The sequence below is a fragment of the Paenibacillus sp. Y660 genome (assembly GCF_057221575.1).
On sequence record NZ_JBXBBJ010000002.1, the window covers coordinates 233,112 to 252,128 of the forward strand.

The 19,017-nt window shown below is 48.2% G+C and carries 25 protein-coding genes; 9 read left to right on the forward strand and 16 right to left on the reverse strand.

Features of this window, described 5'->3' with window-relative positions; all coding sequences use genetic code 11:
• Nucleotides 1-4: 4 nt before the first annotated feature.
• The 3 genes from AC2TDN_RS04040 to AC2TDN_RS04050 all read right to left on the reverse strand — a co-directional run bounded on the left by AC2TDN_RS04040 (nucleotide 5) and on the right by AC2TDN_RS04050 (nucleotide 2,159).
• Nucleotides 5-1,078 carry a M24 family metallopeptidase gene (locus tag AC2TDN_RS04040; protein WP_482067043.1) on the reverse strand — a complete coding sequence of 358 codons (1,074 nt, stop codon included), beginning with the start codon at nucleotides 1,076-1,078 and terminating at the stop codon, nucleotides 5-7.
• Nucleotides 1,079-1,107: 29 nt separating this feature from the next.
• Nucleotides 1,108-1,548, reverse strand: coding sequence for a type II 3-dehydroquinate dehydratase (aroQ, locus tag AC2TDN_RS04045; protein ID WP_482067042.1), 441 nt, complete (start codon nucleotides 1,546-1,548; stop codon nucleotides 1,108-1,110).
• Nucleotides 1,549-1,640: 92 nt separating this feature from the next.
• Nucleotides 1,641-2,159, reverse strand: a complete 519-nt coding sequence (locus AC2TDN_RS04050; protein WP_484687080.1) for a YqhR family membrane protein — start codon at nucleotides 2,157-2,159, stop codon at nucleotides 1,641-1,643.
• A 215-nt stretch (nucleotides 2,160-2,374) separates the two neighbouring features.
• On the opposite strand from AC2TDN_RS04050, the gene AC2TDN_RS04055 reads away from it, so the two are divergent.
• Both AC2TDN_RS04055 and AC2TDN_RS04060 read left to right on the forward strand, forming a co-directional pair.
• On the forward strand, nucleotides 2,375-3,337 hold the full coding sequence (locus AC2TDN_RS04055) for a DUF1385 domain-containing protein (protein WP_482067040.1): 963 nt from the start codon (nucleotides 2,375-2,377) through the stop codon (nucleotides 3,335-3,337).
• Between the two features lie 32 nt (nucleotides 3,338-3,369).
• Nucleotides 3,370-3,687 (forward strand): hypothetical protein, encoded by a 318-nt coding sequence (locus tag AC2TDN_RS04060; RefSeq protein ID WP_484687081.1) that lies wholly within the window; start codon nucleotides 3,370-3,372, stop codon nucleotides 3,685-3,687.
• Between the two features lie 72 nt (nucleotides 3,688-3,759).
• Here AC2TDN_RS04060 and mntR read toward each other — a convergent pair whose 3' ends face one another.
• Nucleotides 3,760-4,182, reverse strand: a complete 423-nt coding sequence (gene mntR, locus AC2TDN_RS04065; RefSeq protein WP_053376766.1) for a transcriptional regulator MntR — start codon at nucleotides 4,180-4,182, stop codon at nucleotides 3,760-3,762.
• Between the two features lie 210 nt (nucleotides 4,183-4,392).
• Here mntR and splB point away from each other — a divergent pair, with 210 nt between their 5' ends.
• Nucleotides 4,393-5,460: a spore photoproduct lyase gene (splB, locus tag AC2TDN_RS04070; RefSeq protein WP_482067038.1), complete on the forward strand. Its 1,068-nt coding sequence runs from the start codon at nucleotides 4,393-4,395 to the stop codon at nucleotides 5,458-5,460.
• A gap of 11 nt (nucleotides 5,461-5,471) precedes the next feature.
• On the opposite strand, the gene AC2TDN_RS04075 is transcribed toward splB, so the two are convergent.
• From AC2TDN_RS04075 to AC2TDN_RS04125, 11 genes are all read right to left on the reverse strand, one after another.
• On the reverse strand, nucleotides 5,472-6,185 hold the full coding sequence (locus AC2TDN_RS04075) for a cytochrome c biogenesis CcdA family protein (protein WP_484687082.1): 714 nt from the start codon (nucleotides 6,183-6,185) through the stop codon (nucleotides 5,472-5,474).
• A gap of 21 nt (nucleotides 6,186-6,206) precedes the next feature.
• Complete coding sequence (locus AC2TDN_RS04080) at nucleotides 6,207-7,013, reverse strand: metal ABC transporter permease (RefSeq protein WP_484687083.1); 807 nt, start codon at nucleotides 7,011-7,013, stop codon at nucleotides 6,207-6,209.
• A complete protein-coding gene (locus AC2TDN_RS04085; RefSeq protein ID WP_482067035.1) occupies nucleotides 6,997-7,821 on the reverse strand; it encodes a metal ABC transporter ATP-binding protein in 825 nt (274 codons plus the stop codon). Before AC2TDN_RS04085 ends, AC2TDN_RS04080 begins: the two co-directional genes overlap by 17 nt.
• Before the next feature lie 61 nt (nucleotides 7,822-7,882).
• Entirely contained in the window at nucleotides 7,883-8,887 is a 1,005-nt protein-coding gene (locus AC2TDN_RS04090) for a metal ABC transporter solute-binding protein, Zn/Mn family (RefSeq protein WP_484687084.1), read from the reverse strand.
• A 286-nt stretch (nucleotides 8,888-9,173) separates the two neighbouring features.
• The gene (metG, locus tag AC2TDN_RS04095) at nucleotides 9,174-11,171 is read right to left on the reverse strand and encodes a methionine--tRNA ligase (protein WP_484687085.1); all 1,998 of its coding nucleotides are present in this window, start codon (nucleotides 11,169-11,171) and stop codon (nucleotides 9,174-9,176) included.
• Between the two features lie 69 nt (nucleotides 11,172-11,240).
• On the reverse strand, nucleotides 11,241-11,429 hold the full coding sequence (locus AC2TDN_RS04100; protein ID WP_482067032.1) for a hypothetical protein: 189 nt from the start codon (nucleotides 11,427-11,429) through the stop codon (nucleotides 11,241-11,243).
• A 148-nt stretch (nucleotides 11,430-11,577) separates the two neighbouring features.
• Nucleotides 11,578-11,835 carry a membrane protein insertion efficiency factor YidD gene (gene yidD / locus AC2TDN_RS04105; RefSeq protein WP_484687086.1) on the reverse strand — a complete coding sequence of 86 codons (258 nt, stop codon included), beginning with the start codon at nucleotides 11,833-11,835 and terminating at the stop codon, nucleotides 11,578-11,580.
• Nucleotides 11,835-12,272, reverse strand: a complete 438-nt coding sequence (locus AC2TDN_RS04110) for a Fur family transcriptional regulator (RefSeq protein WP_482067030.1) — start codon at nucleotides 12,270-12,272, stop codon at nucleotides 11,835-11,837. The genes yidD and AC2TDN_RS04110 overlap by 1 nt, the downstream gene beginning before the upstream one ends.
• 74 nt (nucleotides 12,273-12,346) lie before the next feature.
• Complete coding sequence (locus AC2TDN_RS04115; RefSeq protein WP_482067029.1) at nucleotides 12,347-12,571, reverse strand: hypothetical protein; 225 nt, start codon at nucleotides 12,569-12,571, stop codon at nucleotides 12,347-12,349.
• 35 nt (nucleotides 12,572-12,606) lie between these two features.
• Entirely contained in the window at nucleotides 12,607-12,807 is a 201-nt protein-coding gene (locus AC2TDN_RS04120; RefSeq protein WP_484687087.1) for a hypothetical protein, read from the reverse strand.
• A 151-nt stretch (nucleotides 12,808-12,958) separates the two neighbouring features.
• Nucleotides 12,959-13,384: an Hsp20/alpha crystallin family protein gene (locus tag AC2TDN_RS04125; RefSeq protein WP_482067027.1), complete on the reverse strand. Its 426-nt coding sequence runs from the start codon at nucleotides 13,382-13,384 to the stop codon at nucleotides 12,959-12,961.
• 153 nt (nucleotides 13,385-13,537) lie between these two features.
• On the opposite strand from AC2TDN_RS04125, the gene AC2TDN_RS04130 reads away from it, so the two are divergent.
• The 6 genes from AC2TDN_RS04130 (at nucleotide 13,538) to AC2TDN_RS04155 (ending at nucleotide 17,317) form a co-directional block, all read left to right on the forward strand.
• On the forward strand, nucleotides 13,538-13,765 hold the full coding sequence (locus tag AC2TDN_RS04130) for a spore germination protein (RefSeq protein WP_482067026.1): 228 nt from the start codon (nucleotides 13,538-13,540) through the stop codon (nucleotides 13,763-13,765).
• On the forward strand, nucleotides 13,762-13,965 hold the full coding sequence (locus tag AC2TDN_RS04135; protein WP_482067025.1) for a spore germination protein GerPB: 204 nt from the start codon (nucleotides 13,762-13,764) through the stop codon (nucleotides 13,963-13,965). The genes AC2TDN_RS04130 and AC2TDN_RS04135 overlap by 4 nt, the downstream gene beginning before the upstream one ends.
• A 45-nt stretch (nucleotides 13,966-14,010) precedes the next feature.
• Nucleotides 14,011-14,679, forward strand: a complete 669-nt coding sequence (gene gerPC / locus AC2TDN_RS04140; RefSeq protein WP_484687088.1) for a spore germination protein GerPC — start codon at nucleotides 14,011-14,013, stop codon at nucleotides 14,677-14,679.
• On the forward strand, nucleotides 14,680-14,877 hold the full coding sequence (locus AC2TDN_RS04145; RefSeq protein WP_484687089.1) for a spore gernimation protein GerPD: 198 nt from the start codon (nucleotides 14,680-14,682) through the stop codon (nucleotides 14,875-14,877).
• Between the two features lie 7 nt (nucleotides 14,878-14,884).
• Nucleotides 14,885-15,304, forward strand: coding sequence for a spore germination protein GerPE (locus tag AC2TDN_RS04150; protein ID WP_484687090.1), 420 nt, complete (start codon nucleotides 14,885-14,887; stop codon nucleotides 15,302-15,304).
• Between the two features lie 144 nt (nucleotides 15,305-15,448).
• Complete coding sequence (locus AC2TDN_RS04155; RefSeq protein WP_484687091.1) at nucleotides 15,449-17,317, forward strand: squalene cyclase; 1,869 nt, start codon at nucleotides 15,449-15,451, stop codon at nucleotides 17,315-17,317.
• 62 nt (nucleotides 17,318-17,379) lie between these two features.
• On the opposite strand, the gene gntK is transcribed toward AC2TDN_RS04155, so the two are convergent.
• A complete protein-coding gene (gene gntK, locus AC2TDN_RS04160; RefSeq protein ID WP_484687092.1) occupies nucleotides 17,380-18,918 on the reverse strand; it encodes a gluconokinase in 1,539 nt (512 codons plus the stop codon).
• Nucleotides 18,919-19,017: the final 99 nt, after the last annotated feature.

Here is a 19,017-nt window from a genome sequence, read left to right on the forward strand (position 1 = left end):
GTCCTTACCCCAAAGTAATTAGTTCCTTCGGGGATGAGGTTAATATTTTAATACCGGTTTCCGTAATAACGATATCATCCTCAATGCGTACGCCGCCAAAGCCTGGTACGTAAATGCCGGGTTCAACCGTGACCGTCATGCCGGGGGTTAAAATCGAGTCGCTTAATTTGGACAATCTAGGCGCTTCGTGGATCTCCATGCCAAGGCCATGTCCAGTGCCATGTCCAAACAGATCGCCATATCCGTACTTCGTAATCATATCGCGGCACAATGCATCAGCCTCGCGGCCGGTCATGCCCGGCTTGATATGCGCAAGCGCATGCAACTGTGCTTCAAGAACGATATTGTAAATTTCCAAATGCTTGGCTGTCGGCGTTCCAACTACGACTGTTCTCGTCAAATCGGAGCAATAGCCATTATAGTAGGCGCCAAAATCAAGCTTTACGAATTCGTTGTCGCCGATAATCCGGTCGCTAGCAACACCATGAGGCAATGCGGAACGCTCACCCGACGCAACGATGGTGTCGAAGGAAGAGGATGTCGCGCCATGACTGCGCATATACACTTCCATTTCAAGCGCGATATCGGTCTCACGAACGCCTGGGCGAATGATCTTCAAAATATGGTTGAAGGTGCTGTCCGCAAGGTCAGCGGCCTCTTGCATAATTTGCAGCTCAGCCTCGTCTTTAATGATACGGAGCTTTTCTACCAAGCCCGAAGCAGGCTCAAGCGTAATGCCGCCGAGCGTTTTCGACCAAGCTGTGAATTCACTGTATACAACATGGTCCTGCTCAAAAGCAAGCTTAGTCAGCTTTTCTTGCTTCAGCAGCTCGTGCACATTCTCAAGCGGGCTTGGCCCGTGCTCGATAATTTGAAAGCCGACCGCTTGCTGAGGCGCTTGTGTACGATAGCGGAAGTCAGTAAGCAAGTAGCTGTCGTTTTGTGTAATCAACACCATGCCTGACGAGCCAGTGAAGCCGCTTATGTAGCGTCGATTATGCTCGCTCCCAATTAAAATCGCTTCAAAGCGATGTTCTTCCATCAGCTTTCGCAACCGTTGTACTCTAGCGTTTGGCATAACCGCTTCACCCTTTCTTTAACAACTGTTTACGATTTTTGCAAATGAAGTGCCAGCGCAGTTAAGCCAAGCTCGTAGCTCTGAGAGCCGAAGCCGGCAATTTGTCCGACTGCGATCGCGGCGACGACGGATACATGTCGAAACGATTCTCTCTTATGAATGTTCGACATATGCACCTCGACAATCGGCAGCCCCACGGTGCTGAGCGCATCGCGCAGCGCATAGCTGTAATGCGTCCAAGCGCCAGGGTTTATGAGAATACCGTCTGCCTTTCCGTAAGCACTATGTATGCGATCAATCATATCGCCCTCATGATTCGTTTGGAAAAACTCAACGGAGACGCCAAGCGCCTCGGCTTTATCCCTCAAGAGCGACTCAATGAAACCAAGCGTTTCTGTCCCGTACACACCAGGCTCGCGGATACCGAGCATATTGAGGTTCGGTCCGTTCAAAACAACGATTTTGTGCATGAATGCACCTCCCAAGCAACCGAATCCATCATAGGTTCAAAGATCAATAGCCATTTTACCACAAATGTCCGTCGCTTGAGAAGTAGAACTCGTTAATGCGCGTTTATAGGCTCCCGCGAAGCTTCGTCTGTAAACTCAAAGGCGATCGAATAACCGATAAATACACCCCATAGCAAAAAGACGCAAAGCTCGGTGTAAAGCGTATTCCAGCCAGCTTTCCTTACGCTCTCCATGATGCCAAGCATAGGGCCGACAGCTGCAAAGAGGATTGCCCACCATGCTGCGCCATACAAGATGCCAGGCCACGGCCCACGCAAGCGGCCGAGCACAACCTTATAAATTAAGGCTGCAGCTATTGAGAAAAGGACGAAAGATGCAATTCCTACAACTTCACCCCATGCTGTTTTCAGAAAGGAGCTTTTGAAGAAAGGATCTGCCGCAAAGCCGGGAAGGATACTCGTAAATTTCATCTCATAGAACATCCAGCGGATGATTCCCCAGATTAAACCTGCAAAGAAACCGATTTTGATCGAAAATAGCCATGGGTTCGTATGATGGTTCACATATTCGTTTTTCTGTTTCTGTTTCTGTTTCTGTTTTCCTTTTCCCATATTGAAGTGCCTCCATTCTGGTATTGATCTTTGCCTAAGCTTAGTATGCGAAATAAATCCGATCCATAACCGCCAGCTTCCATTAAAGCATTCCGTTTCCAACATGCTGGCGTTGGCAATTAGCTTATAGATAAAGTACAATAGACTTACATAGTTATAGGTTCATTCGTCGGAACAACTAAGACGATATTCCACTCAAGGAAGGTGACAAGCACTTGCCGCAAGACTCCCGAAGCATATATGGCGGACAAGCGGTTATTGAAGGCGTAATGTTTGCTGGCAAACACGTTAACGTAACAGCTGTCCGACGCAAAAATGATGAAATCGTATTTTATGAGGTACCCCGCACATCCAAGAGCTGGATTCAAGCCTTAAAAAAAATTCCGCTCGTTCGAGGCGTAGTCGGCATTTTGGAATCCAGCGCCAAAGGCTCGCAGCATTTGAATTTTTCAATGGAGACCTATGCGGAGGATGAAGCCGGCGAGGAAAAAGATGCCGCTTCGGCTGACCAAGCGGTCAAGGCGAAGGATGAAAAAAAACAAGGCTGGAGCCTCAGCATGCTGGTAGGCGTCGCCGTAGCGGGTGTGCTTTCGTTTATTTTCGGCAAGCTTATATTTACGGCAGCACCTGCTGCGCTTGAAGAATTGCTATTCTCAGGGGTATTTGAGAACAAGGTCGGTCATAATTTATTAGAGGGTCTTATCAAAATTATTTTGTTGCTAGCGTATTTATATTTCATCTCCATGACTCCGCTTATTAAGCGTTTATTCCAATATCACGGTGCTGAGCATAAAGTGATTAGCGCATATGAAGCCGGCGAGGAGCTCAGCATAAGCAATGTACAGAAGTACAGCCGTCTTCACTATCGCTGCGGCTCAAGCTTTATCGTATTTACGGTTATCGTAGGCGTTGTCGTCTATTCGCTTCCGTTCTTCACATGGGATTCCATTTGGGAACGTGTCTACATCCGTATTCTTCTGCTTCCGCTCGTTCTTGGCCTTTCATACGAGGTGCTGCGCTGGACAAATGCTTTGCGTGAGATTCCTTTTCTCCGCTACCTCGGTTACCCGGGATTGTGGCTGCAATTGCTTACGACAAAGGAGCCGCGCGATGAGCAAGTAGCCGTATCCATCGCTTCCTTCAAACGGATGCTAGAGCTTGATAAACAAATGAAATAAACGATATTCAAACAAGGAAAGGCGGTATTACAATGAGCAGAGTACCGAGCAAATGGAATATTTGGTCCATCACTATACTCGTGTTGCTGGCGATTGGCCTCGTGTATAGTGTTGTTCAAAGCCCGGCAGCATTTATTATTCCGATCATGGTGCTTGGCGGTATTTTCCTGCTTTATAAATATCCGCCTGCCTTCTTAAGAGGAAACAGCGCGCAGCGAGGCCGAACTGAGGTCAAGCAAAGCCGAGCTACCGCTGCGAAGATGAAAACCAACAAGCCTCGCTCCAAAACCGTACCCTTCCGCGTTATCGAAGGCGGCAAGGATGACGACGATTTGCCAAAATATCATTAACAAACAAAAAAGAAGGTCTGCGGCAAAGCTGCAGACCTTCTTTTTTGTTTGTTTGAACCTACACCTTATGTATTACTCGCTGTCCATTTCCGCACGAACAGCGCGAAGCTCGTCCATTCTTTGAGAGTCGCGGCGGAAGTATTCAACCAGCGTCTCAATGCAAGTAATTGAATCCCAGCTTAAATGATGCTCGATTCCTTCAACATCCTGATAAATATTTTCGTCCTGCACGCCGATTGTGGTAAGGAACGATTCCAGCAGCTGATGCCGGTCGACTAGCCTTTTCCCCATTTTCTTGCCTTTATTGGTCAGGACAAGCCCACGATACTTTTCATAAATCAAATAATTATCTTTGTCGAGCTTTTGAATCATTTTGGTGACCGATGAAGGATGCACCTCTAGTCCTTCCGCGATGTCCGAAACACGCGCATAACCTTTTTCATCAATCAGCTTATAAATTCTTTCCAAGTAGTCTTCCATGCTCGGTGTCGGCACTGAAGAACCCCCTAACCATACTTCTTCACCTTGTCTCTTAGGCGTTACTCTATGTATCATACACTGTTCATTATGCTCACTGCAACCTGTTCGAATTTCGATAACCAATTATGCAGCGCAAAAAACGCATGAACTTTCCAGTTTGAGCCGCTCATCTCCTTCACACAATAACCCTATTCGTTTGCGACTTATCTACAGGAGGAATGACAGATGAGCACAGCTATTACAGGTCGACCCAAACCGGATCGCTCCACCCTCTCCTTCGTTCCTGAGCTCGTTTATTTCGAACCGTCTGCGCTCGATTATCCAAAAGGCAAGCGAATATTCGAATGGGTCAAGCAGGAGGGCATTCCATACCGGATGACGACCTCTCACAACCGCATTACGAATTTGCCTGGCGATACGGAACTCGAGCAGTACAAAATTGCCAAGCGCACACTAGTCGTAGGCATCCGCAAAACGTTGAAATTCGACACCTCCAAGCCTTCAGCCGAATATGCGATTCCCATTGCTACAGGCTGTATGGCTCATTGTCATTATTGTTATTTACAGACGACTTTAGGCGCTAAGCCTTACATTCGGGTGTACGTCAATATAGACGATATTATTGAGGCTGCACAGGGCTATATTGACGAGAGGAAGCCGGAGATTACTCGCTTTGAAGCGGCCTGTACCTCAGATCCCGTTGGACTTGAGCCCATCTCGGGAAGCCTGCGCGAGCTCATCGAATTTATGGGGGCTCAGGAGTATGGCAGGCTTCGATTCGTAACCAAATTTCATCATGTGGATTCCTTGCTAGACGCAAAGCACAACGGCCATACGCGCATACGGTTCAGCGTCAATGATAAATATGTCATTAAACATTTTGAGCCTGCTACGTCAAAATTCGAACAACGGATTGAGGCCGCCGCTAAGGTAGCTGGAGCGGGTTATCCAATGGGCTTCATTATTGCCCCGATTATTTGGCATGAAGGCTGGGAGGAAGGCTATGGCGAGCTAATATCGTCACTTGCAGCAGCACTCCCGCCAGAGGCAACGAAGGATCTTACCTTTGAACTGATTCAGCATCGCTTTACCAAGACAGCCAAAGCAGTAATCGAAAAGCGCTATCCGCGTACGAAGCTGGAAATGGATATCGAGAAGCGTAAATACAAATGGGGCCGCTGGGGACAAGGGAAATATGTATACCCCGATGAACAAGCAAATGCGCTCCGCATGTATATATCGGAGCGCATCTTTGAGCATTTTCCAGAAGCGAAAATAGAATATTTTACGTAAATTCGCTGCTTTTAAAAAGCAAGCCATTCAGGCGTAATGACGTTCAGCCAAATCGTTATTTTGGTCATTTGATCGGTAAATAGCAAAATACCCATCAATATCATTACCGCTCCGCCGATCTTCATAACGGTTGCGGAGTATTTCAATATCCATCTTGCCGTCCCAAGGAAAAAGGCAAGGACAAAAAAAGGAATCGCGAAGCCGAGTGCGTAGGCAGTCGTCAATCGAAACCATGTTCCAGGCTCCGTTGCTGCTAATCCTAATATAGCTGTCAGAGCAGGACCCATGCATGGCGACCAGCCTGCCGAAAAACCGATCCCAAAAATAAAAGAGCTCACATAGCTCGCTTTCTTCGGAATAAGGTTCATTCTCCGGTCCTTCATAAGCAGCTGCGGCTGGAATAATCCGATTAGAAAAAGTCCCATCAAAATGATCAAAATAGCCGATATCTGTCTAATCAGCTGCCTGTACTCACTAAAAAACTCGGCAAACACATTCGTACCGTAGCCCAAAGCGTAATAAACGGTACAGAAGCCCAAGATAAAAAACAGCGTATGCGACATCGTGAGCATACGTTTTTGTTTTGCATTCGCATTTCCCTTGAGATCCGCCACCGATATTCCCGTTATGTATGATAAATAGGAGGGATATAGCGGCAAGCAGCAAGGCGAAATAAACGATGCAAAGCCGGCACCGAATGCCAGCCAAATGTTAATATCAGACATGCCTGATCACCCCAATTCGAATCAACTGCCTGCTCGGACACCGCGGCGGAAGACGAGCAGCAAAAGCAATACCGCAATAAGCAAAAGTACAATCGTGCCGCCTGGCGCTAAATTCCATACACCTGCCATGAGCAGACCGATGATCACAGCCAGCTCGCCAACGACCACGACCGTAATGACGCTTTGCCGGAAGCTTCTTGCAATGACCAAGCTGCATGCAGCAGGTATCGTAAGCAATGCGGATACTAGCAGCGCTCCCACAATTTTAATAGAAACGCTAATAATAAGTGCGGTAAGCACGCTAATCATAACATTATAAAATTTCACGGGCAAGCCGCTTACTGCAGCCGCATCCTCGTCAAACGTAATGAGAAAAAGCTCCTTGACCTGCAGCCAAATCGCAGCGAGAACGATAAGCGTAACTCCTCCGATTACATAAAGATCGTTGCTGTTCAGGGTGTAAATGCTGCCGAACAAATAACTGTCCACATTTTTAAAACCCTTTCCCATCGTAAAAAACAATGAGGCTAGGGCAACCCCGCCGGACATGATGATAGCGATAGACAGCTCCGCATAAGTTTTGTACGCTTTCCTAAGCTTCTCGATGGCAAAGGATGCTGCGATGGCGAACAACAGCCCCACCGCGATGGGGTACACGCCAATCAAAAATCCGAGCGCTACGCCGGCTATAGAGACATGAGATAAGGTGTCTCCAATCATGGACAATCTGCGCAGCACAAGAAATAAGCCCATTAGCGGGGCAGTTACGCCGATGAGCAACCCGCCAATTAGGGCTCGTTGAAAAAATTCGCTAGTTACGATCTCCAATCAAAACAACCTCTTTCCTGCTCTCCATTTGCTGTCGCAGCCCTTTTAGGCTGTGTGCAAGGTCATTTTCCACGCAGTCCTGCGTTTCATGCGAATGCTTGATGTGAAACTTAAGCTTCCCGTTCGTTGCAGCCGGCTCTTGACCAAGGTAGGACCTGATCATATCCAAGTCGTGGGAAACCATTAGAAACGTAATATTATGATGCTGATGCATATGCTTGATCATATGGAAGAAGCTCTCCTGCGTCTCCGTATCAATCCCAACTGTTGGCTCATCCAAAATGAGCAATGACGGACTATTGACCAGCGCTCTGGCTAGAAATACACGCTGCTGCTGACCGCCCGACAGCTGGCCGATTCGCTTATCCTTCAGGTCCTCGATACCCATCGCGTGCAGAGCATCCTCGCACTTAATGAAATCCGCCTTGTTCATCTTCTTAAACAGCTTGCTCCGCCCATAAAGCCCGGATAGAACAACCTCTCGCACCGTAGCCGGGAATAGCGGGTTTAATGCGTTTTTTTGCGGAACGTATCCGATACGCTCCCATTGCTTAAACTTGTCTATTCGTTCTCCAAATAAACGGATCGTGCCGCTTGTAGGCTTTAGCAAGCCAACAATCATTCGCAGCAGCGTCGTTTTTCCAGCGCCATTCGTACCAATTAAGCCAATGAAGTCTCGTTCCTTAACAGCAAAGCTTAAATCCGAGATGACATTCTGCTGCTGGAAGGAAAAGGAGACGTCCTCCAATGAGATAACCTCTTGGTGGCAGCTAGCGTCGGCAATAGTTATTCGATTCGGTTGCGCCATAACTTCTTCTCTCCTCACAGCAATACAGAGCTGCAGCAGCTCTGTTGGATTGCCTTTTGTTCTATTGTAATGCTTGCACAAGATTTTGCAAGTTGCGTTCCATCAGTGTTAAGTAGGTTTGGTCTTCCTTTTCTTGCTCTGGCGTCAAGCCCTCCAGCGGGTTAAGCACCATCGTCTCGACATCAGCTTCACTCGCCAGCGTCTGTGCAAGCTGATCGGACACCAGCTCTTCGAAGAAAATATATTTGACTTTGTTTGCTTTAACAAACTTCGCGATGTCCAGCAAATCCTGCGCGCGCGGCTCCGCATCCGGGTTAAGACCCATGATGGATACTTGCTTCAAGCCATAATCACGAGCTAAGTAACCAAATGCTTCGTGGGAGGTAACGATGTTTTTATTCGGTACTTGTGCAAGCTTGGCCGTGTAGTCTGCATCGATGGCTTCCAGCTTCGCAAGCAAAGCCTCATAGTTTTTCTCGTAGTCTGCTTGGTTTGCACTGTCGACTTCGATCAAACTATTTTTAACATTTTCAGCTAGCTTAAGCGCTGATTTAGGGCTAACCCAAGTATGCGGATCAGCACTGCCATGCTCATGTGCTTCTTCATCTGCATGCTCTTCCTCGGAGCTCTCGATAAGTGCTATGCCTTTGCTAATCTCTTTGGTAGCAACCGCGCTGTCCTTGGACAAGCCCTTCAGAAAAGCATCTACCCAGCCCTCAAGGCCTGCGCCGTGATAGAGGAACAGCTGTGCCTTCGAGGCGGTGCTCAGATCACGGCTCTTCGGTGTCCAGTCATGCGGCTCTACGCCGGCAGCGATTAGATTTACTGCTTTAATATGTTCTTGGCCGATTTCCGATGCTAGAAAATATAAAGGATAAAAGCTTGTAACGACGCTGATCTGACTTGCACCAGCCTTATTTGTTGCAGCCGAGCTATCATTCGTCGAATCCGCTGGCGAACTTGCATTGTTGTTATTGCCGCAAGCTGCCATCACAAGCAGCATAGTGGTCAGAAGCAGGCTTAGCGCCACAGAGCGTATCGATGTTTTCAATTTCGAATCTTTCATTTGGTGTTCTCTCCATTCTGTCTCTCTCTTCTTCTTAATCGTTATGATTACGTTTTGTATTATACGATGCCTTTAAATAGACTGTCAACCATATTTCTAAGTAAAAAGCTTGCTTATATTCCAACCTGATGCCTATCGATTACTTGTATTGACGAAAATAAAGCGAAATATGACAACTCGCTCTCGCCTGAGAAGAAGCATGAGATTCATAGGCTATAAAAGAAGGATGCCCCGGAAGTCATCAGACTTCTGGAGCACCCTCTTTTACTCAGCTAAACTTACTAGTCTATTTGACAACCGCGCCGTTTGGCATGCCGTCTGGCACAGCAGCCAGCGTCAATTGATCGCCATGCGAAGCAGCGAGTATCATGCCTTGCGACCATTCCCCACGCAGCTTAACCGGCTTCAAGTTCGTTACGCAAATGACTTTGCGGCCAACCATTTGCTCCGGTGTATAAAACTTAGCGATGCCGGAAACGACCTGACGCTGCTCGTAACCAAGATCCAGCTGCAGCTTAAGCAGCTTATCGGCTTTGTTCACAGGCTCTGCCGCTATAACCTGTGCGACACGAAGCTCTACCTTCGCGAAGTCATCAATCGCGATCTCTTCCTTCGACTCTACTGCCGTCTGAGGCGTTTCGCTTGCTGCCTTTGCTTCCGCTGCAGCAGGTTGTTCCGCTGCTGGCTCAGCTTGCGTTCCGCCGCCCATTGCAGCTGCTATAAAGGCAGCTTCCTCAGCCGTATCAAGACGTGGGAACAAAGGCAAGCCTTTGCTTACTTTCGTTCCGCCTGGCAGCGACCCGAATTGCTTCGTGCTCTCCCATGCCGTCAACTCGCCTGGCTCAAGGCCAAGCTGCTTCCACATTTCACGGGGAGCATGCGTTAAGAACGGCTGAAGAAGGATCGAGACGATGCGGAGCGATTCCGCCAAATGGTACATGACCGATGCAAGCTCTCCGGTCTTAGCCTCATCCTTGGCAAGCGCCCAAGGCTGGGTTTCATCAATATATTTGTTCGTACGGCTTACAAGCTGCCACAACGTCGCCAGCGCCACGGAAAACTCCATCGTTTCGAGTGCTGACTCCACCTGTACGATCGTTTCACTCGCAAGCTTCTGCAAGGAATCGTCGAAAGCAGTTACCGTACCTGAGTAATTTGGTACAACGCCGTCAAAGTATTTGTCAATCATTGCGATTGTCCGATTAAGCAGGTTGCCAAGGTCATTGGCAAGGTCAAAGTTGATCCGCTCGACGAAGTTTTCCGGCGTGAATGTACCGTCGGCTCCGAATGGCACCTCTCGCAATAAATAATAGCGCAGCGCGTCCAACCCGTAACGATCAATCAGCATAACCGGATCAACGACATTGCCCTTCGACTTCGACATTTTGCCATCCTTCATCAGCAGCCAGCCGTGCGCAAACACCTTCTTAGGCAGCGGCAGCTCAAGCGCCATCAACATAATTGGCCAATAAATCGTATGGAAACGAACGATTTCCTTGCCGACCAAATGAACGTCTGCAGGCCAGAAATCTTGGAACTTCTGATCCTTGCCCTCGTTGCCGTAGTCAAGCGCTGAGATATAGTTAGACAATGCGTCAATCCATACATAAACGACATGCTTTGGATCTCCCGGCACTTTAACGCCCCAATCAAACGTCGTGCGCGATACAGCCAAATCCTCAAGGCCAGGCTTAATGAAGTTGTTGATCATTTCGTTTTTGCGCGATTCCGGCTGAATGAAATCCGGGTTGTCCTCATAGTACTTAAGCAAGCGATCCGCATATTTGCTCATCCGGAAGAAATAGCTTTCCTCCTTTACGAGCTCAACCGGACGGCCGCAGTCCGGACAATTGCCGTCTACTAGCTGGCGCTCAAGGAAAAAGGATTCGCACGGCGTACAGTACCAGCCTTCATAGGTGCTCTTGTAAATATCGTCCTGCTCCAAAAACTTGGCGAATATTTTCTCGACCACCAGCTTGTGGCGCTCTTCCGTCGTGCGAATGAAATCGTCATTGGAAATTTCAAGCTTCGCCCATAGGTCCTTAATGCCAACGACGATATCGTCGACGAACTGCTGCGGACTTTGATCCTTTTCCTTCGCTTTGCGCTCGATCTTCTGCCCGTGCTCATCCGTTCCAGTCAAATACCAGACGTCAAAGCCGCGAAGCCGTTTATAACGCGCCATTGCATCACCCGCAACCGTCGTATAAGCATGGCCGATATGAAGCTTATCACTCGGATAATAAATCGGCGTCGTAATATAAAACGTATTTTTGTTTGTCATATGAATCCTCCTATTTGATTTTTTATCTTAAAAAAACGCAAAAAACTCCCGTCCATCATGGGACGAGAGTTAGAACTCACGCGGTACCACCCAAATTTCAATCTCGAACATCGCCATTAGACCAGGCATTTCGAGAAAGCTTCGTGTGCCGCCTTCATGGCGGCTATCGCCGTTAACGCCAGCTTCGCGTCGCCCCCTTACCCAGCCATTGTTAAAATGCTGCAGCTCGAAAGCGAATCCTCCTGGACCATTTTCCAATAGTATCCCCTGCCGGCTTCCACCCAAAATCCCGGCTCTCTGCGAAAGTTCTTCTATTGTACTTATCCATTCCTCGGACATATGTAGTTAACTAGGAAAAAATTGATTGGTTTATAAATCAAAATATACCGAAATAGAACCCTCTCTGTCAAGGAGCATCTATCTTGTCATTTTTTGCGGGCGGCACAGGATCGTACCCTCCAGCGTTAAACGGATGGCATCTTGCGATACGCTTCATCGCTATCCATGAGCCTTTGGCAGCCCCATGCTTCTCGATCGCCTCCAGCGCATACATCGAGCAGGTCGGATAAAAACGGCATGAGGGCGGGGTAAGCGGAGAAATGAACTTGCGGTAAAAATGAATCGGCGCCTGCGTCACCCGTCGCATCTTTCGTTGTTTCGACATTAGGCTTCGCTTACGGCAGGCTCATCCTGAACACATTCCTTGCAGTAGCCGAACACCTCGAATTTATGCTTCACAACACGGAAATCCTCAGGAACGTTAGTCTGCTCCATCGGGCAGTAAGTAATCGGGTAGGTCATGCCGCATTGCAAGCAAATCATATGGTGATGATGATCATTTTCTTTGCAATGAAGCTTAAACTTGCCGCCATCCTCGAAAATAACCTGCTCCAGCACGCCAAGCTCTTCCATAACACGAAGGTTTCGGTAAACGGTATCGAAGCTTAGCCCCGTATAGGATCTTCCCATATATTCATAAACTTCCTTCGGAGCCAAATAGCCCTGCGTCTCCGAAAACAGCTTGGCAAGCGTCTTTCTTTGATCCGTAATCCGCAACCCTTGACCAGACATGCGTCTTATAATGTCTTCCATTGTGTGCATATGTCGAACCTCCGGACTCTATATTGTCTATCTCCATAATGACGAAAAAAAAAGCTCTCGTCAATGAGAGCCTCCTAACCGTTTAAACGCATGTTAATCATAAAGCTAGCCGACATCGCGAGAAACAGTACGATACTAAGAAAGCCAACCAGCTTGCGCCTAGCATTCAGCTTTTTGATGAGGGCAGCATCATTTGATTGCCGCTTCGTTTCCGAATACGAGCGATGCATAAACAAAAAAGTAATAATAGAAACGACAAACAGCATGTTGACGATAAACCAAATGACTGTCCAGAACAAGCCATTACCTCCGGTCGTGATCAGCTATAGAGATGCTATAGATACCACTTGTTTAGTATATACATAAATACGATGAAGCTGAGTACCGCCCCGCCGAAGCTGAACCAGCCTGTACGAAAACGCTGCTGAAACATGCGTAAAATTCCGAAGCTGAGCAATCCGAATACGAGCATTATGAAAACGATACCGAGTATGAATAACGAAGCAGACACGCTGCTTACATCGACTAGTGACACCGAACACACTCCCTTTTTGCTAATATGTACTTGTTCACTAGACATTATAAGGGATAGACGAGCCATTAGCCAGCCGCAAACCCTGTCGATTTCGTGACAAAAAGAGCACACCTTACTTCGAAGTGTGCCCTTCCTGCCTCAACGCCATCTATTAAAAACGCACGATTGCCTCATGATAGGTACGATTGGTTGGCCGCTTCTGCAGCTTGACGTGAAGCACGGAATCCTTCACAAGCGTTTTGCATATGCGCGGCTTCACCAGCTTCGGCAGCTTAATCGTCTCGCTTTTGCCGTCTGGCAAGCCATCTAAACGCAGCCGGTCCTCGCGCACGAACAATCTCAGCAGCTCTTTGTCAAAACCATCTGGCAAATTTATTTTCACCTGAACAAATTGCTTTGTTTCAGAGAAGGTTGCCGATCCTCCTCCAATTAATACACCTGCTGCTTCCGGCAGCGCTTTCGTCATCATTTTGCGAACATATTGCTCTACCCATTCCGGCTCGCGAAGCAGCTCGAACCCTTTAGGAAGCTGCTGCCTCTCCATCCATTTCTCCATATCATCCCATTTGGATGCCACAAGCAAACACCCGCCTTCCAGCACTTCTACCATCATATGCGCCTAGCTTCGCTCGGGATACTTTCTCTTTGGGAACATCTAGGCGAATGCCGCATAAGATATTGTACGCTCAGCTAGTTGATTTATAAATGCTTACGAAGAAGGAGGCTGCTTATGCCAGCTGTCGTCGGTTTTGTCAAAATTATTAGCGTCGGTTCCGGTTCCATCGTTCAATTCGGTGATACTTTGGAAGTGTCGCCGAACAGCAGTTCCAAGACATATGCAGGGTCAGGCTCGTTCCTAACTGGCAGCTTAACAAACTCTAATAATGCCGTCAGCGCTACGAATACTCTTGATCCGGACGTGCAGGATGCTTCGAATAATCAAGTGAGTGCGATATGAGCTTAACAATCCATCAGCAAATCACCATTCACCTGCTGCGCGTCGACAGCGTGTCGAACAGCTCCGTCCTGCAGGTCGGTAGCGCCGGATCGATACGCTCCTTGTCACAAATGTATAATACCGGCGGGTTCACGGAGCCCGCTCCAGAGCTAGGAGGCGATAATCCGATTTCCTTCGTGCCGCTTCCGAATCCTGCCTAGCAGGAAGTCATGATTGAACTCATTACAAGAAGGAGGAGCAGTCTCATGCAGCAGCCTAATCCGCTATCCCCTTGGCAAATGTGGTCACTTGAAGTGCAACATAAGCTCAAAGAGCAGCAAGAGCAGCTCGAAGCGCTTGAAGCGAAGGTTGCCTCTTTGTGTGAGCAGGTAAAGCAGCTTGAAGCACGCCCTACTTACAATATAGAGAGCATTGAATACCATTTTGATCAATTGAAGGTAGAGAAGCTGGACGGCACGCTCAATATCGGCATGACTGCTCCAGGTACGGGTGATGATGCTTTTCCAGGCAGCATTGAACAAATATCGGTATCAAAGCCGCAAACTTTTCCTTCTGCCGATCCCGTTATCACCCCTCCAAGCGGTATGTATAGTGATCTTTTTGCCGATATGAATCGTTATTTGGATGCCGAGGCTCCGCAAAGGCTGCTTGCTTACGAGAATGAGCTATGTATTCCACTCGACCCCTATCATAGACGCATCATTATAGAGGATGTCCGCAAGCAGGTGCCTTCTCGAATTAATTATTATATGCATGAAGCTGAAAAAGGCACTGCGAATCAGCTTTCTCCAACCGATGATCCATCGGTTGCAGCTACCGTACTTGCAAAAACAAGAAGGGATGCCGAAACAGCGATGCTTGCTTATATGCGGCAGCTGCAGAGCGGCACGCCATCATCAGGAGGAATGGCCTAAATGATTCAATTCAACGTAATAAACCATGTTTTGAATGTTGGTCAAATCGAAATTCTCGGCGTATCCAGCGCATCCATGATGCAGGTGGGCGATACCGATACCGTTTCCTTATATTCCGTGTTCGACACGCCGCCTGAGTCGGTCATCGTTGGGCCGATGGCTCCTTTACCGCTGCCAGATTCTGTTGACGAAACGTAGGCATAAGATGACAAACACATACCCGATACGAACGTCAAAAGTAGGTGTGATTTGTTTAATCGACGTCTCCATTGCAGGTGTTGCACAGTTCGGAGATCGAGCAGAAACAAATGCCCGTCTAAAGGCTCTTGCTGTTCAGCGGCAAGAGGACCATACGACGGCTGGCGACGTTTTCTTTGAATCTTATGATATGTTCTACCAACCTCGGCCTGTTCTTAACGATCCTGATTTTGATAACGGACAGGTCATTCAATTCAGCCGAAACAATTGCTGTCCCAATATTACGGTCGGCTTCATACGAGTGATTGCAACCGGTGCTTCTTCCAGTATACTAATCGGCAATGGGATGTGCTTAGATAACGAATCGCGGATTAAGCATATTCGCCAGTATGCTCGCCGGAAAGCTTTTCCTCCTATTGGCTGTTGAATTGAACAACCCTTGTTTGCACATCTATAAGACCGCTTGGACGCTTGTATCCATGCGGTCTAATTCTCTTCTGCATCTCGACTGTTAACGATTGCCAGAGCATATACATATAGCAACTAAGGTTGCAAAGGATGAATACGCCAAATGGATATGAATCGAATTCGTGCACGAATAGATGAAATGACCGCTGATCTGCTAAGACTGCAGTCGCGAGACGGCGCTTGGCGAATGTGCTTCGATACGGGTACCGCAACGGACAGCTATCTTATTATTTTGCTGCGTCTGCTTGAGAGGCCGGATGAGCACCTGATTCGAAGGCTTGCAGCTCGAATAGCATCCATACAGCAGCCAAATGGCGCTTGGAAGGTTTATCCGGACGAATCCGAGGGCAATTTAGAGGCTACCGCTGAAGCCTACTATGCTTTGCTTAGCGCGGGATTCTACCATGCAGCCGATCCGCGAATGGTAAGCGCCAAGCAGTTTATTTTGCAGCAAGGCGGTTTAGGTGAAGCCAAAAACCTGCTCACTCAAGTCATCTTTGCCGCTACTGGTCAAGCGGAATGGCCACGATTATTGCGTATTCCGCTGGAAGCCTTTTTCTCTGATCTTGGGATCGGATTAGATCTATTCTCGCTCTCCGGCCACGCACGCGTTCATCTCGTACCAACATTAATTATGGCGAATAAGCAATTTGCTCGCCGCACAGCAACGATGCCTCTTTTATCCGATTTATTTGCCGGCCCATCGCGTACCTTCACGAATGATACAACTTGGATATCGGCGTTAAATGGCTTTATTGCAAGCTTGCCCTTAAGCAGTCTGCTGCCGCCAAGCTCGCCAACCGCTTTAGAGCGGGCTGAGGCGTTTATGTTCGAGCGAATAGAGCCTAATGGCACGCTGCTCACCTTCTCGACAGCGACGATTTTGATGATTTTATCGCTGCTGGCACTCGATTATTCGCCTCAATCGCCTGCAGTAAATCAACTGCTGTCAGGAACGATTTCATTGCTATGCGTCGATCGGCCGCATCTTCAAGTAGCATCCTCGGAAGTATGGGATACAGCTATGATCAGCAGCGCTCTACGGGAAGCAGGAATGCCGCCAAACCATAACGCTATGGAACGAGCAGGATACTATTTGTTAGAAAGGCAGCAAATCCGTGTGGGCGATTGGGCTCATCGGCTGCCCAATACGCCTGCTGGAGGCTGGGGCTTCTCTAACGTGAATACGCTGTATCCCGACGTCGATGACAGTGTAGCCGCGCTACGTGCCATACGTCCCTATACAACAGAAGCAAATGGTTTATACGGCAATTGGCAAAGAGGCTTAAACTGGGTACTCGCGATGCGGAACGAGGATGGCGGCTGGCCAGCTTTTGAGAGGGAAGGCACGCAGCTGCCAGCTAGCTTCTTCACTTTTGAAGGCTCTGCCGATATTTCAACCGATCCTTCAACGGTAGATTTGGCCAGCCGTGTTCTGGGCTTTCTCGGAAATGAGCTCGATATGACTATCGGCAATCAGTGGCTCGATGACAGCGTACAATGGGTGCTCTCGCAGCAATCGAGGGACGGAAGCTGGTACGGCCGCTGGGGAATTGCCTACATTCATGGCACCGGTGCTGCCATTCAAGGCATGGCTGCCGTTGGCATGCCTAACGACCATCCTGCCATTAAGAAAGGAATCAAGTGGCTGCTTGAAATCCAAAATGACGATGGCGGTTGGGGTGAATCCTGCCTTAGCGATAAAGAGAAGCACTACGTGCCTCTTCATGCCAGCACACCCTCACAAACCGCATGGGCGCTTGATGCGCTGACGGCTGTTAACGATAAACCGACATCAGCGATTGAGCGTGGTGTTGATGCGCTGCTGCAATCGCTTGAGAAGCGGGATTGGACCTATTTCTATCCGACAGGTGCCGCTCAGCCAGGCAGCATGTACGTATTTTATCCAAGCAACAACTATATTTGGCCCTTGCTCACCTTATCGACTATTTTGAAGAAGTATGGCTCCTAATGTTCACCTCGCATACATGAAAAAAAAAACAGCCTGTATGCTCGGCTGTTTTTTCATATATGCTATTCCCATTTTTGCTGAAAAACAGCAATATTCGTGTATTCCTCCGTTAACAGACGAGATACACGGATATAAATTCGCATGAGCTCGGCATAGATTTTGGCGTTTTGCTTATTCGGCAAATGAAAATGCGATCCACCGACCATGTCGGCAACGACGTCCAGCGAATCCACCTCGCCCATGCTGTACAACCCAAGAATGACTGCGCCGAGGCAAGAGCTTTCAATGCTTTCCGGCACATGCAGCTCCTGATCAAAAATATCAGCCATCATCTGACGCCACAGCTCAGATCTTGCAAAGCCGCCTGTCGCTTGAATTTTCGTTGGCTTGCCCGTTAATTCCTCCAGCGCCATAAGCACGCTGTACAAATTATAAATGACGCCTTCTAGCGCCGCGCGAATAAGATGCTCCTTCTTGTGATGGAGTCCAAGTCCAAAATAAGAGCCGCGCGCATTCGCATCCCATAGAGGAGCTCGCTCTCCGGCTAAATACGGATGGAAAATGAGTCCGTCTGAGCCCGGCTTCGCTTTCGCTGCAAGCTCCGTGAGCAGCTCATACGGATCGATGCCAAGCTCCCTAGCCGAAGCAATCTCCTCCGTACCGATCTGATCACGCACCCATCTGAAGATCATGCCTCCGTTATTTACCGGACCGCCGATAACCCAGTGATTCTCCGTCAGCGCGTAGCAAAAAATTCTGCCCTTCGGGTCTGTGACCGGCTTGTCCGTTACCGCGCGAATAGCGCCGCTAGTGCCGATGGTAACCGCAACTACGCCTGGCTGGATCGCATTGACGCCAAGATTGGAAAGCACGCCATCGCTAGCGCCAATTACGAACGGTGTGGAAGGAAGCAAATTCATTCGCTTCGCATAGTGCTCCTCCAATCCTTCCAGCTTATACGTTGTAGGAACAAGCTCCGACAACCGTTCCGCCGTAACTCCGGCTACATTTAGCGCTTCCTCGTCCCATTGCAAATTTTCCAAGTTAAACATTCCAGTAGCAGAGGCAATCGAATAATCGATGACATAACGGCCGAACAGCTTGAAAAACACATATTCTTTAATCGAAATAAATTTATATGCACGGTCAAAAAGCTCCTTATGATCATAACGCAGCCAAGTGAGCTTTGACAAAGGAGACATCGGATGGATTGGCGTGCCCGTACGTAAATAAATGTCGTGGCCATTCCATTCGTTTTTAATTTTATTGGTCCATTCTATGCTCCGATTGTCAGCCCATGTAATGCATTTCGTAAGCGGCTTGCCATCCATATCCACAGCTATGACGCTATGCATGGCTGAGCTGAACGAAACGCACAAAATATCGTTTGTCTGTACGTTGCTTTTGGCAATGGCTTGTCCTATCGTTTCAAGCACGGCGTAAAAAATTTCATCCGGGTCCTGCTCTGCAATAGCCGGAGATGGCGAGTGAAGCGGGTATTCAATGCCATGACTGGCTACGATTTCACCTTTAGAAGTAAAGAGCACCGACTTCGTACTCGTCGTTCCGATATCAACACCGATTACATATTTCGTATTCATTCTTGTACCTCCACATACATTTGCCAGTCAACACGACTGGCTCGTATTCGTACACCCTGCCATTCTTACAATACCTCTCTTCCAGCATTTATTCAATCA